Annotated in this window: 10 protein-coding genes, 1 pseudogene, 2 riboswitches and 1 other annotated feature; of the genes and pseudogenes, 9 read left to right on the top strand and 2 right to left on the bottom strand. The window is 39.0% G+C overall.

The annotated features are described in order from the left end of the window. The first annotated feature begins 183 nt into the window (after positions 1–183). Together D1970_RS15850 and D1970_RS15855 are read left to right on the top strand one after the other, a co-directional pair. Positions 184–756, top strand: a complete 573-nt coding sequence (locus D1970_RS15850; protein WP_119113851.1) for an MFS transporter — start codon at positions 184–186, stop codon at positions 754–756. Between the two features lie 515 nt (positions 757–1,271). Further along, entirely contained in the window at positions 1,272–1,709 is a 438-nt protein-coding gene (locus tag D1970_RS15855) for a GNAT family N-acetyltransferase (protein WP_119113852.1), read from the top strand. A 31-nt stretch (positions 1,710–1,740) separates the two neighbouring features. On the opposite strand, the pseudogene D1970_RS23445 reads toward D1970_RS15855, so the two are convergent. Next, positions 1,741–1,966, bottom strand: a pseudogene (locus tag D1970_RS23445) (integrase core domain-containing protein); the annotation flags it as partial. Positions 1,967–2,364: 398 nt separating this feature from the next. Continuing rightward, positions 2,365–2,445: riboswitch (glycine riboswitch) on the top strand. 175 nt (positions 2,446–2,620) lie between these two features. Here D1970_RS23445 and D1970_RS15860 point away from each other — a divergent pair. Next, positions 2,621–3,985 (top strand): amino acid permease, encoded by a 1,365-nt coding sequence (locus tag D1970_RS15860; RefSeq protein WP_119113853.1) that lies wholly within the window; start codon positions 2,621–2,623, stop codon positions 3,983–3,985. 240 nt (positions 3,986–4,225) lie between these two features. After that, positions 4,226–4,370, top strand: a riboswitch (cyclic di-AMP (ydaO/yuaA leader). A gap of 125 nt (positions 4,371–4,495) precedes the next feature. Beyond that, positions 4,496–6,322: a potassium transporter KimA gene (gene kimA, locus D1970_RS15865; RefSeq protein WP_119113854.1), complete on the top strand. Its 1,827-nt coding sequence runs from the start codon at positions 4,496–4,498 to the stop codon at positions 6,320–6,322. Between the two features lie 225 nt (positions 6,323–6,547). Here kimA and ileS read toward each other — a convergent pair whose 3' ends face one another. Then, positions 6,548–9,643: an isoleucine--tRNA ligase gene (ileS, locus tag D1970_RS15870; protein ID WP_119113855.1), complete on the bottom strand. Its 3,096-nt coding sequence runs from the start codon at positions 9,641–9,643 to the stop codon at positions 6,548–6,550. A gap of 50 nt (positions 9,644–9,693) precedes the next feature. Beyond that, positions 9,694–9,931, bottom strand: a binding site (T-box leader). Positions 9,932–10,094: 163 nt separating this feature from the next. Between ileS and D1970_RS15875 the strand changes: the two genes are divergently transcribed. The 5 genes from D1970_RS15875 to D1970_RS15895 all read left to right on the top strand — a co-directional run bounded on the left by D1970_RS15875 (position 10,095) and on the right by D1970_RS15895 (position 13,989). After that, entirely contained in the window at positions 10,095–11,210 is a 1,116-nt protein-coding gene (locus D1970_RS15875; RefSeq protein WP_119113856.1) for a helix-turn-helix domain-containing protein, read from the top strand. Between the two features lie 67 nt (positions 11,211–11,277). Continuing rightward, entirely contained in the window at positions 11,278–11,415 is a 138-nt protein-coding gene (locus D1970_RS15880; RefSeq protein WP_246370020.1) for a PLDc N-terminal domain-containing protein, read from the top strand. Continuing rightward, positions 11,415–12,332 carry an ABC transporter ATP-binding protein gene (locus D1970_RS15885; RefSeq protein WP_119113858.1) on the top strand — a complete coding sequence of 306 codons (918 nt, stop codon included), beginning with the start codon at positions 11,415–11,417 and terminating at the stop codon, positions 12,330–12,332. The genes D1970_RS15880 and D1970_RS15885 overlap by 1 nt, the downstream gene beginning before the upstream one ends. Continuing rightward, positions 12,329–13,093, top strand: a complete 765-nt coding sequence (locus D1970_RS15890) for an ABC transporter permease (RefSeq protein WP_119113859.1) — start codon at positions 12,329–12,331, stop codon at positions 13,091–13,093. The genes D1970_RS15885 and D1970_RS15890 overlap by 4 nt, the downstream gene beginning before the upstream one ends. Before the next feature lie 422 nt (positions 13,094–13,515). Beyond that, positions 13,516–13,989 carry a GNAT family N-acetyltransferase gene (locus tag D1970_RS15895; RefSeq protein WP_119113860.1) on the top strand — a complete coding sequence of 158 codons (474 nt, stop codon included), beginning with the start codon at positions 13,516–13,518 and terminating at the stop codon, positions 13,987–13,989. Positions 13,990–14,035 lie beyond the last annotated feature (46 nt).

Below are 14,035 nucleotides of genomic sequence, written 5' to 3' on the forward strand. Positions count from 1 at the left end.
TCAATTATTTAAATTTGTAGGTATTGAGATTATACACGGTGTTTTGGTTCTGTGCGCCTTCGTTTTTATATGATAAAAATTAGTAAGACCCGGTAAATATTGCTTATCTAGTTATTAGGGGTGACATATAAAGTTGGTCGTATGGTGAGTTTATGGGTCATTTTATTTAGCAGGAACAATCATATGCGCACCATTACAACGATGGACATTTTAGAAGGGATTTCCTCAGGTATTTGGATTGGTGGTATTACCTTGGGATTTGTTAATGAAGTTCTGAAAAAAGGGGATCAATGGTGGGGTTTCATCAACACGAGTTACTATGCGGGAAGCATTCTGGGTGGAATCCTGATTACCTTGTTCTCCGTTAAACTTCAAAAACATTTAATGAAAGGAATTATAACTGGCTCATTTTTCGTAAGTATACTGGTACTTTTTTATGCGGTCAACCACTCGGCTTGGGTTGCGCTTGTATTAGTTGTGCTGATGGGCCCTTTTTATCAATTAAGAGATATTTCCCAGCAAACCTTTATCCAAAAAGTCACACCAGACGACACACTGCCCAAATTATATGCAGCAAAAGATAACCTTTATTATCTGATATTTGCCTTGTCAGTTTTTCCTGCAGGTGTAATTTCTGACTTTGCGAGTGTCGTCTATGTCTATTTCCTGGCATCACTCCTTTTACTTCATTTCTACGATATTTGCCGTTTTAACATTTCAACCTGGAGATTACAAGTCGCAATCAGGAAGACGTAGTAAAGCGCATTAGAAAATAAGGCAAATGAAGCTTTCTGAAAATTTCTATGTTGGTAATTAACTCTTTTTGTATATTTTTTTTTGCATTCTAATACAACCTCATTATGCTGAAACTGAGTTTGTAGGTCTTTTTTTCTTATTAGGCCGCCCATTCGTTGGACTTTCGGGTGGGGGTAGTCCTGGATTAGCACTAAATACTCCTGATTTGTGCTGCCACCAAGAAACGCACCGAAAATTTCAAGATGTACGATAAATATATCCAGTACTTTATCTTCTCGAGCGTGAAAAAATATCTAAACTGGAGGTAGCTTATAAATGAAATTGAAATGCGCAATTCTGACGATTACCAAAAGGCTGCAATGAATGTGGCTGATTGGTCAGCTCTTTAGACAAAATAGAAGTTACACCTATTCATGACCATATCGAAGACGAAGATGATATTGTAAGTGCAATATATGATTACGATATTAGACAAAACAACAATTTCTAAATATAGCCAGTAGGGGTTGATTTGATTGGAAATTAGGAAACCAAACGATAATGAGCTTGAACAAATAATGCTACTTTCTCCACAGGCATTATTTGACGGAACATTAGGTGAAGTAAAACCCACTAATGAAAAAATTAAACAACTTATTAAGCCTCTATTGAAAAAAGGTTGTTATTACTTAATTGCAATTGAAGATGAAAAATTATTGGGTTGGGTGCTTATTGGTGCAACTAAAGACCAATTTACTGATAAGACGGTCGGTTTTATCTACGAATTGTTTGTTAGGGAAGAATTCAGAGGCAAAGGGTTTTCAAAACAGTTGATGAAAAGTGCAATTAATCACTTGAAACTTGAAGGATACTCTGAAATTCGCCTAAGTGCTTTTGTAAATAACCATGCAATCAATCTATATGAAAAAATGGGGTTTAATACTAGAAATGTTACTATGAGCTTAAAATTGTAAAACTAATAACCCAAAAACTAAATTAGTTAAGTTAGTCTGTTGCTCGACATAACATTTCAACTTCATCTGGTGTTAAATAGTTGATTGCTCCGTGTATTCGTTTGTGGTTATACTAGCATATAATGTATTGAAAAAGAGCCATCTTTGCCGATTCAAAGTTCAAAATAACGATTTCGATAAACTTCTTCTTTTTTCAATGTTGCGTGATAGGATTCAATGCAGGCATTGTCATAGGGACAACTTTTACGACTAAATGACGCAATCATCCCATGTTTCTTTAATTATTTTTGAAAGTTTTCACTTGTAGAAGTATGAAATAATTGGTATTGCTTGCTTGAAAATCATTAGCGACAAAAAATCAGAGTTTTTAATTTACTACGTCACGGTTCGGGTTTTTTAGCTTCCTAAAGTATGATTATTTGCTTTTTATATAGTTCAGGTTTAAAAAACGTAAACAGTTTCCTTACTTCCAGGCTTGACGAGACCAATAAATGCTGATAAAATTTAAAATTATTCCACAATAATGGATCATCAACTTACGAAATGGAAAACTATCGAAGGATTGGCACCTTTAGTACTAAGATTGCACAATTGACTTTTCCACACAAATTGAATATTTTAGCAAGCTATGATTGCTATGGATCACACTATAGCAGGAGCAGCTTCTGGAGAGACCGCAGGGTATCTGCGGCGCCGAAGGGTTCACAATCTCAGGCAAAAGGACAGAAGAGTACCGGATACTATTTGTTATTCTATAATAGAGTAACAAATATTATTTGCTATTCTTATACCTTATGAGACTGGAGGAATCCAGTCTCTTTTTGTATGGAGTTTTATTGTTCATCCACGACTCCGTAATTTAAAAACCGTTCATCATTTTTACCTATCACATAGAATTTGGGGGAATTAATGTGGCACAGCATGAATTAAAAAGGGATTTGAAAGACCGGCACGTTCAATTGATTGCGATTGGCGGCACAATTGGGACGGGCTTATTTCTAGGCTCAGGTAAAGCAATTCAATTAGCAGGGCCTTCTATTATCTTTGCCTATTTAATCGTCGGTTTTGCCTTGTTTTTTGTTATGAGGGCATTGGGGGAATTGCTGTTATCGAATGCGGGTTATCAATCATTCACCGATTTCGCAGGGGATTATATTGGCCCGTGGGCAGCATATGTGACCGGCTGGACCTATTGGTTTTGCTGGATTATGACAGCAATGGCCGATATTATCGCTGTTGGTGTATACGTACAATACTGGTTCAACATACCGCAATGGATACCGGCTTTAGCCTGTTTACTGATTTTATTAGGGCTTAATCTGCTGACAGTTAAGCTTTTTGGAGAGTTAGAGTTTTGGTTTGCGATTATTAAAGTCATTACAATTATGGCCTTAATCGTAATCGGAGCGATCTTGCTGGTCATTGGATTCAAAACAGACGCCGGAACGGTTGCTGTAAAGAATCTATGGGAATATGGCGGTCTTTTCCCGAATGGGATAACCGGCTTCTTACTTTCATTCCAGATGGTTGTCTTTGCATTCGTCGGTGTCGAATTAGTCGGTGTATCCGCGGCAGAAACATCGAACCCGCAAAAAAATATTCCTTCAGCGATTAACAAAATTCCTTTGAGAATTCTATTTTTCTATGTGGGAGCACTTTTTATCCTTCTATGCATAAACCCATGGACAGAGCTGAACGCATCTAATAGTCCTTTTGTAAGAACGTTTACTTTGGTGGGAATCCCAATCGCTGCAGGAATCATCAATTTTGTTGTCTTAACATCAGCAGCTTCGGCTTGTAATAGTGGTATGTTTTCAACTAGCCGGATTTTATTTAATTTAAGCAGTCATGATCAGGGACCAGCTAAATTTGCTCAATTAAATAAAAATCATGTACCTAGTAATGCTTTGCTTATTTCTGTTCTTGTCCTATCCGTTGGCGCCCTTATGAGTAAGCTTGTTCCAGAACAAGCATTTGGCATTGTAACAACCATAAGTGCAATTTGTTTTATATGGGTTTGGAGCATCATTTTAATCTGTCACTTGCGATACACAAAAACCCGACCAGACTTACGAGAGAAGTCGACCTTTAAAGCACCGTTCACACCCTTTATTAATTACGCCGTACTTGCTCTTTTTGCCTTTATTTTGGTTATCATGTTATTTGCCGAAGCAACCCGGACCGCTTTATTAATGACACCACTATGGTTTGTACTGCTATTCGTATTGTATGGACTTAGAAGGAGAAAGGAAGAAGAGATAACATTAACCGCTTAATGACTTGTCTTAAATGGATGTTGGGCAAGCTATTCCTCATAAGCATGGAGGATTAGCTGGCCCGTTAATCTTTCCGGATTCTGCTTCCTTTTTGTGTGGCGACAAAGAGTCTTTTTCGCCGCATGCGGTAAATAACGGATGGGATGCTAGTAACTGCCCTTAACGTGAATGAGGAATAGATTATATATAAATCAATTATTTACTTTTGTAGAACACAGGAGTATTATTATTAAAGTTCCAAATCACTAATCGCTGAGACCATTAGGTACGGGGGAACCATGTTCATGGATTGATATTTGATCCAAGGGGTGAATCCTTTTAAAGGTAGGGCTACTCAAAAGTCCAAATCCGACAGCTAACCTCGTAAGCGTTAAATTGAGACGGAAGGTGGAACTTGTGATGCATGAAGGATGATGTGTTTGCAGGTCAGTTTACTATGGCTTGCAGACATTTTTTTATTGTAATTAATAGAGTTAGAATGACAGAGTTAATATTAGGCGGTGCATATTTATGGTCTCATCTATCAAAAGGTTTTTAATAGGGCGTCCTCTAAAGTCTACTGAATTAGGGGAACAAAAGCTTAACAAAACCAAAGCGTTAGCAGTTCTTTCTTCTGATGCCCTCTCTTCCGTAGCGTATGGGCCTGAACAAATCTTGATTGTTCTGTATACCATTGGATTAGCAGCATTTTGGTATTCGCTGCCTATTGCATTGGGTGTATTGATTCTACTAACAGCTCTCATACTATCTTATAGACAAATCATATTTGCTTATCCACATGGAGGAGGAGCATACGTTGTTTCAAAGAGCAATTTAGGCGTAAATCCAGGCTTAATCGCCGGAGGGTCTCTATTGGTAGACTACATCCTGACAGTTGCTGTTAGTGTTTCTGCAGGTACTGACGCTCTAACATCGGCATTTCCAAACTTGCATCAATACAATGTGGAAATCGCCATCGCTTTTGTTATTTTTATTACGCTCCTCAATTTAAGAGGTGTAACTGAATCAGCATCCATTCTTGCGTACCCTGTGTATTTATTTGTTTTGTCCATGTTCATTTTGATTGGAGCAGGAATTTACAACATTCTAACGGGAGCAGTCCCGGCGGAGTTACACACTCCAATCGGTACACCTGTTGCAGGCGTCAGTTTGTTTATTCTGTTAAGGGCGTTCGCTTCGGGAAGCTCCGCCTTAACAGGGGTAGAAGCGATTTCGAATGCGATTCCTAACTTTAAGGATCCGGCTCCTAATAACGCTGCTAAAACATTAATGATGATGGGAGCCTTGCTTGCTGTCCTTTTTTCAGGAATTGTATTTATTGCTTATTACTATGGAGTCGGACCAAGCAAAGAGGTAACAGTTATTTCACAAATTGCTGAAGAAGTGTTTGGACGTAATTTCATGTACTTTTTTATTCAAGGCACTACTGCTTTGATCCTGATCCTTGCGGCCAACACTGGATATTCTGCTTTTCCGCTGCTTGCTGTAAACCTTGCAAAGGATAAATTCATACCGAGAATGTTTCTGATGAGGGGAGACCGGTTGGGATATTCCAATGGCATCATGATTCTTGGATTATCATCCATTATTTTGATTCTTGCTTTCCATGCAGAAACCGAAAGCCTAATCCCACTATATGCAGTTGGCGTATTTCTTCCTTTTACCTTGTCCCAATCGGGGATGATGGTTAAATGGCTGCGAGAAAAACCACAAGGGTGGATTCCGAAATTTATCATTAACACAACGGGAGCAGCAATTAGCTTTATGGTCACACTGGTTTTCTTTATAACGAAGTTTTCGCAGGTTTGGTCGATATTAATTTTTCTTCCAATCATCGTCTTTCTTTTTCACAAGATTAAAAAGCACTATGATGCTGTTGGGGACCAGTTAAGTCTTACTACATGTGAACCATCCATGACCATTGAAGGAAATGTAATGATATTGCCGGTGGCTGGTATGACTCATGTTGTTGAGAACTCGATCAATTACGCAAAATCACTTTCTCCTGAACAAATAATTGCAGTTTATGTTTCATTTGAGCGAGAAGACGAAAGAAGGTTTGAAGAGAAATGGAAGAAGTGGCAGCCTGAAGTTCGACTTGTTACTCTTCATTCCCATTATAGAAACATCATCAACCCGCTAACCAAATTTGTCGATACTATAGAAAAAAAAGCGAGGGAAGGAAACTATCAGGTAACGGTTATCATTCCACAATTTATCCCAAAAAAGGGCTGGCATAATATTCTGCATAACCAGTCAAGCCTCCTGATACGTGCCTTTTTGCTGTATCGGAGAAATGTGGTAGTATCAACTGTACCTTATCATTTAAAAAAATAGATGTGAGGGGGCTGGTTGCAGCCCACTATAAATCATAAAATCAGCCCCTAACAGGGCTGATTTAATTTTTGCGTAAGCCTCTAGTTACGACTAAGTCATTAAGCCTTATGAGCAGCTGCTTAGAGTGGAAGAGCATGGCAGGTATGTACGCAAGTAGATTTTTTTAAGAAAATGCACTGGAACAGTTTATATCATTAACTGTTCACAGTGCATTCTTTCTGCCAACTAATAAATCAAGGACACCTTTGCTAGCTCATTGTCAAATTTAACTTCAACATGCTGTTGCAAATCAGTTCGCGTTTCGAAGTTGATGTTGCGGACAAGTACATTTTCTTTGATTAGTCCCTCAAAACGTTGAATTGTTTCTCTGACAGTGTCCGCTGCAGAAATATGGATGGAAATATACTCTTCGACAGGTAAATTCAATTTTTTACGGGTATCCTGTATGGCTCTGATTAATTCCCGTACATAGCCTTCCTCTAATAGCTGAGGCGTGACTCTTAAATCTAATATAACCTTTATTTGCTGATCTCCAGCCATCTCAAAGCCGGGAGTCACTGTATATGAAACGTTTAGATGCTCTTGGAGCAGAGTGATTATTTGTCTTTCGACATTAATTTCTAGCCGGCCATTGTTTAATAACTCTTTTTTCTCGTTATCACTTAAAGTACCGACATAATGTTTCACAGCGTTAACGTGTCTGCCGAATGCGGCACCCGCCGTTTTAAAATTCAATTTTAAGACGGCAGACTCGAACTTTGACAGGTCATCGGTATAAACAACCGTCTTCACATTAAGTTCATCTTTTATGATGTTTTTATAGTCGTTTAAAATGCGTCCATCATCACTGCGCCATACTAATATTTGCTGCAAGGGCTGCTTAACCTTCATGTTTTTGGCATTGCGGATACTCCGTCCAAGCTCCACAATCTTCAGGATGGTTTGCATGTCTGCCTCTAAATCAGGATGAATCATCGATTCATTGGTTTCTGGATAGTCTTGTAAATGTACGCTGTTTTGATGGAGCTTCACATGGATATCTTCTGACACAAACGGTACAAATGGAGCTGACAAACGGCTGATTGTGGTCAGTGCCTCAAATAGTGTTGAATAGGCTGCTCGTTTATCTTCTGAAAGTCCGGAAGCCCAGAACCGGTTTCTTGAACGGCGTACATACCAATTGCTAATTTCATCGACTAATGTAGCAATTTCGCGTGTAGCCTGTGTAAATTGATAACGTTCCATAAAGACATTCACTAGCTTGACGGTACTATGCAGGCGGGAAAGGATCCAGGCATCAAGGATTGTTCTCTTGCCAGTTTGCTTTTTATCATAGACAAAGCCATCTATCTTCGCGTACATAGAATAAAACTTATAAGTATGATCGAGGGTATCAATCAGTTTTGATTTTGCGTCCTGGACGATCTTTTTTGAAAAGCGTTTTGGGTTCCATGGAGAACTATCGACCAAGAATGACCAACGAAGTGCGTCGGCGCCATATTCCCTTATGAGATCAACAGGGTCTAAAGCATTTCCTTTACTTTTAGACATTTTTTGGCCATGTTCATCCAGTACGTGCCCAAGTGATAAGACGTTTTTATAAGATGGCTTTCCAGTAAATAAGGTAGATACTGCAAGAAGGCTGTAGAAAAATCCTCTCGTCTGGTCAATGCCTTCAATGACAACATCAGCAGGGAATTGGGACTCGAATTTTTTCTTATCTCCAAATGGGTAATGATACTGGGCAAATGGCATTGAGCCACTATCAAACCAAACGTCTATCACTTCTGGTGTTCGGTGCATAACACCTTCGCATTTTGGACAAATGCACTGTACCTCGTCGATGTATGGTTTATGCAATTCAATAACATCTGGTACCGGTGTTTGCGAAAGGTTTTGAAGCTCCTTGATACTGCCAGGGGCTTCTTCGTGATGACAGTCTTTACATATCCAGATATTTAGTGGCGTACCCCAATATCGATTCCTGCTTATATTCCAGTCAACCAGATTTTCAAGGAAATGACCAAAACGTCCATCCTTAATATGTTCAGGATACCAAGTTACTGTCGCATTGTTCGCGAGCATTTTTTCCTTTAATGACGACATTTTAATAAACCAGCTATCTGTTGCATAGTAAAGCAAGGGGGAGTCACATCTCCAGCAGTGAGGATAACTATGCTCATATTTTTCTTTATGGAACAGTGTACCTTGTTCAGAAAGCATTTTAATAATTTCTACGTCACAGTCTTTTACAAATTTCCCCGCAAGCTCTCCAACGTCCGGAGTGTAACGCCCTTGTTGATCAACAACATTAATAAAAGATAAATCATTCTGCATTACCGTTTTATAATCATCTTCTCCAAAAGCTGGAGCAATGTGGACAATCCCAGTTCCACTATCTTCTGTAACATAATCCGCTAATACAATATGATGGCCTTTCTCTACTGTTGCGTATTGAAAGGGTGGTGAATAAGGAACTCCTTTAAATTCAACCCCGCTATGTTCACTTAAAACATTTATATTGCCGCCGAGTACTTTTTCTGCTAATGATTTAGCGATAATGTAAATGGTATTCTCCTTTTCCACACGGACATATGTTAAAGCTGGATTCATCGCCAGTGCAACATTTGCAGGCAATGTCCAAGGGGTAGTCGTCCAGCCTAAGAAATATTCATCCCCAACATCAAGACGCTTGAATTTTACAGTAGCTGATAAATCTTTTACATTCTTATAACCTTGTGCTACCTCATGAGAGCTTAAAGAAGTTTGACAGCTAGGGCAGTAGGGTGATACCCGATGACCTTTGTATAATCGATTATCTTTGTGAACTTTATTCAAAATGTTCCATACGCTTTCAATATATTCATTGCTAAGCGTCATATACGGATCGTCCATATCTACCCAATATCCTAATTCCTCAGTAAATGAGCGCCATTTCTTCTCATAGGTAAACACGCTCTCTTTACACTTATTAATGAAGGGTTCAACACCATATCGTTCGATTTCTTGTTTCCCTGAAATACCAAGTTGTTTTTCTACACCTAATTCTACGGGAAGCCCATGAGTGTCCCAGCCAGCTTTCCTTTCCACCTGGAAGCCCTTCATTGTTTTATATCGTGCTACCACATCTTTAATTGTTCTCCCAAAGGCATGACCTACATGAGGAAGGCCGTTAGCAGTTGGCGGGCCCTCATAAAAAACAAAGGGTGTTTTATTTTCTCTCGATTGAACAGATTTTTTAAAAGTGCCTTCTTCTGTCCAGTAGTTACGTATCTGTTCTTCCCGATGAAGAACGGTTTCTTTACTTCCATTAGGGTTCATAAATATCGCTCCTATCATTTTATTAAAAGCACACAAAAACCCCGTCCCAAGTAAGGGACGGGGTTAGCCGCGATACCACCCTAATTCTATTGATCCGATCAATAGCACTTAGCAACGTACAATCATACGTGTTCCTTTTAACGGTAGACGCCCGGATAGACCTACTAAATGTTCAGTCTAACTTCTCAGAGAGGATTTTCACGTAACACTTGAACACTGACTTGCACCCAAATGTCAGCTCTCTGCGGATCAAGAAGAAACGCTACTTTTTCTCATCAACGAATTTGTATGCTTTTATTAGGGATTATTCTAACAGGCATGAAAAGAACTGTCAAATTTTTCAGGTAAGACCCGACGTGTTTCCTGTTGGTTAACTTTTTCAACTAAAGTCAACTATAAGTCCATTGTTCCTTATAAGGAACAGGAATAAAATAAAGGTGAGGTGAAGGCCATGAAGACGATCCATATCAGTACGACACTTATTCGTAAACGGAAGGAAAGAGGAATAACGCAAGAGGAACTCGCGCAGTATATCGGGGTTTCAAAGGCTTCTGTATCCAAATGGGAAACGGGAATGAGCTATCCGGACATTCTTTTACTCCCTGAGCTCGCCACGTATTTTAACATTACGGTGGATGAATTGATTGGCTATTCACCGCAGCTTACACAGGAGGATATCAGGAAGGTTTATGCAAGGCTGACACACTCGTTTGCGACAAAGCCTTTCATTGAGGCGAAAGAAGAATGCGACGGGATCATCAAGAAATATTATTCATGTTTCCCCCTGCTCCTGGCAATGTGCCAGTTGCTGATCAATCATTGCGTGTTGGCCTCAACGGAAGAAGGGAAGAAAGAAGTGATTGCGCAGTGCGTTGTTCTGTGCAAGCGGGTGAAAGAGGAATCCACAGTACTTGATCATGCCAAACAAGCGAATGCCATGGAAGCCATCTCAGAAATGATGCTAGGGAACAGTTCTAGAGTGATCGAGTTATTAAGCAATGTTCTTGATCCATATTCCGGAGAAGATGTTTTACTGGTGGGTGCTTATCAATCAAAAGGGGAGCCAGGGAAAGCAAATGAGGTTTGCCAAGTCCTTCTTTATCAGGAAACGATAAAAATACTATCTCTATTAACAACCTATCTTTCGATGCATATAACAGAACCCCAGCTATTTGAAACCATTTATGGGCAGGGGAAACAGCTCATAAGCTCTTTTGACATGAGCAACTTTGTGGCTAATCCTGTTACAAGTATCCATCTGGTTGCAGCGCAGGGATATCTCATGCAAGAGGAAAAAAGAAAAGCTCTGGACGCACTGGCGGAATATGTAGAAACGGTCTGCCGATATCGGTATCCACTCAAGCTTCGCGGCAACGATTATTTTAATAAAATAAATGGTTGGCTGGAAGAAAAAATCCCTCTCGGCACAGACTTCCCAAGAGAGGAAAAAACGATTAAGCAAACCTTCCTGCAAATGGTGGAAGTGAATCCTGTTTTCGCCCTGCTGCAAGAGGAACCAGAATTTAAAAGGCTGCTGAACAAATTAAAAAGGGAAATGGGTGTTTAGAATGTTAAAAGATAGCATGGAGTATCTCCCAATTATTTTGCCATTGTTGACTTTGCAGCTCGTTTTGATGATTACAGCCTTAATCCACTTGTTTAAACATCCTAATGTAAGGAGAGGAAATAAAGTGGTCTGGGTTATTGTCGTAGTGTTTGTAAATATTTTTGGACCCATTTTATACTTTTTAATCGGAAGGGGAGAAGACTGATGGATATCCTCACCATTTCCGGTTTGAGCAAACAATTTGGCCAGCAGCAGGTCTTAAAAGATTTGTCCTTTCATGTTCCTGAGGGCTCAATTTATGGATTCATCGGGAAAAATGGTTCAGGGAAAACCACCACGATGAAAATCGTCTTAGGCTTGCTGAAAGGTGACAGTGGAAGTATCGAAGTTTGCGGCGAGAAAGTGAAGTATGGTCATTCAAAAACGAATCGATATATTGGGTATTTGCCGGATGTCCCAGAATTCTATAACTATATGACCAGCAGAGAGTATTTGAAATTATGCGGCGAAATCACAGGAATACCAACAGGGAAAATTAACGGTAAAAGTGATGAACTGCTGTCGTTAGTCGGGCTTTCAAACATAAATAAAAGGATCGGGGCATATTCCCGCGGTATGAAGCAGCGTCTTGGAATTGCTCAAGCGCTTTTAAACGAACCTAAACTGCTCATTTGTGATGAGCCCACTTCTGCACTGGATCCGCTTGGCAGGAAAGAAATTTTGGACATCCTGCAGCAGGTTAAGGAACAAACAACCGTTATATTTTCTACGCATGTTTTATCGGACGTAGAAGCGATTTGTGATCGCATCGGCATTCTCGACAACGGGACAATCAAGCTGGCTGGAGATTTAAAAGAGATTAAGCTTCGCCATCATCAGAATTGCCTTGTAATTTGCCTCGAATCAAAAGAAAAAGTCAACGCTTTCGTTAATTCCGAAAGAATAAGGAGTTTGAGGGATAGCGCTGACGTGCAAGGGACAACGATTAAACTCAAAACAGAAAGACCGGATGAGACAATGAGTATGGTGATGAATGTATTGGTTTCCCTCTCTATTATTCCGTCGAAGATAGAAATAGCAAAGCCGCAGCTTCAGGACATTTTTATGGAGGTAGTAGAATGAAACCGTTTATTGCCTTTACCAAAAAAGAAATGCTGGAGTACAGCCGTAGCTACAAAATTTTCATTTTCCTCATTTTGTTTGCTATCTTAGGTATGTTAAGCCCTTTAAGTGCAGTATTCATGGATGATATCCTTGAAAATTTTATGCCAAAAGGGGTGAAGATTGAAATCACGGATCCTACTAATTTAGACTCATGGATGCAATTCTTTAAAAATGGAACACAAACAGGTCTAATGATTATGGTCATTTTATTCAGTGGCATGATGGCAAAAGAATATGAAAAATCAACCTTGATCAATATGGTAACCAAGGGGTTAAGCCGCAAGACCGTTGTCCTCTCAAAATTCACCGCAGCCCTTATTCTTTGGACAGTCAGCTACTGGCTTTGCTTCCTTATAACACTCGCCTACACAAAATATTACTTCCCCGATGGAAAAACTGCGAACCTAGGCTTGGCGGTATTTAGCCTTTATGTCTTTGGAATTATGTTGATTGCAGTCTTGTTGCTTGGTGCCGTGACTTTCAAAAATGTCTACGGACCACTGCTTCTAACAGGCGGCTTTACGCTAATCCTATTTTTAGTAAATATCTTTCCAAAAGCAGCAGAATGGAATCCTCTCCAGCTTGCAAACAGCAATATGAGAGTCGTTCAGGGAATACTCAAACTATCTGACTTAAAGTATTCACTCCTGACTGCCGCTATCGTGGTTGCTGTTTCTCTAGTTTCCTCATTAAAAATTTTTGATCGGAAGGGGTTGTGAGGATCAGGTAAAAAGGAAATTATAAAAGGTATTTGAGAGTTTTTTCAATTTTCTTGAAAATACGGTGCTAAACGATCAATCGGACTTCAATTTTGAGGTCCTCTTTTGTTTGGATGCTTTCACAACTATATCACTCCGTTCGTCTGACAATGGATTCATGGTCGGTTCGCCGTCTGAAAGATGTGGATTTGAAATAAAGTCACGAAGTTTATAAAAAAGTTACGATGTTTTACTCCTTTGGATATTTTTGTCTGAAGGGGTGTTTTTATGACTAAAAGAAAAAGAACATCTGAATAAAAGGTGGATTAAAGAACTATTGAGTGACATAAAGTTGTTCAGTTAAAGGGCCATTTAGTGGAAGAAGGATTTTAAAAGCAAAAAAAGAAATTATTTATTATTTAATGAGATTGGGGGATTAATAAATGGAAATTCATTCAGTGAAAGGCTCAGACTACTATGTAATTTCTTCACTTATCAATGACTGGTGGGGAGGAAAAAATATGTCTGATATGTTACCAAAATTATTCTTCGACCATTTTACAAATTCAAGTTTTATTGTTGAAAAGGAAGGTGAAATTGTAGGATTCCTCATAGGCTTCCTTTCTCAAACTCATTCTAATGAGGCATATATTCACTTTGTTGGAGTTCATCCTGAATATAGGAAGCATAACATTGGAAAAAAATTATACAACGAATTTTTTAATGAAGTTAAACAAAATGGTCGCAAAATTGTCCGTTGTGTAACATCTCCTGTTAACAAAGTTTCGATTGCCTATCATACCAAGATGGGGTTTGAAATTGTAAAGGGAGATAAAACAATTGATGGTGTATCTGTCAATACTGATTATGATGGACCAAATCAAGATAGAGTTTTATTTGTGAAAGAGTTAGTTTAATTAATAAACATTTTATTCCATTATACCAGCTAATATAAGTCAATAC

Source organism: Mesobacillus zeae (assembly GCF_003570705.1).
GTDB lineage: Bacteria > Bacillota > Bacilli > Bacillales > Cytobacillaceae > Mesobacillus_C > Mesobacillus_C zeae.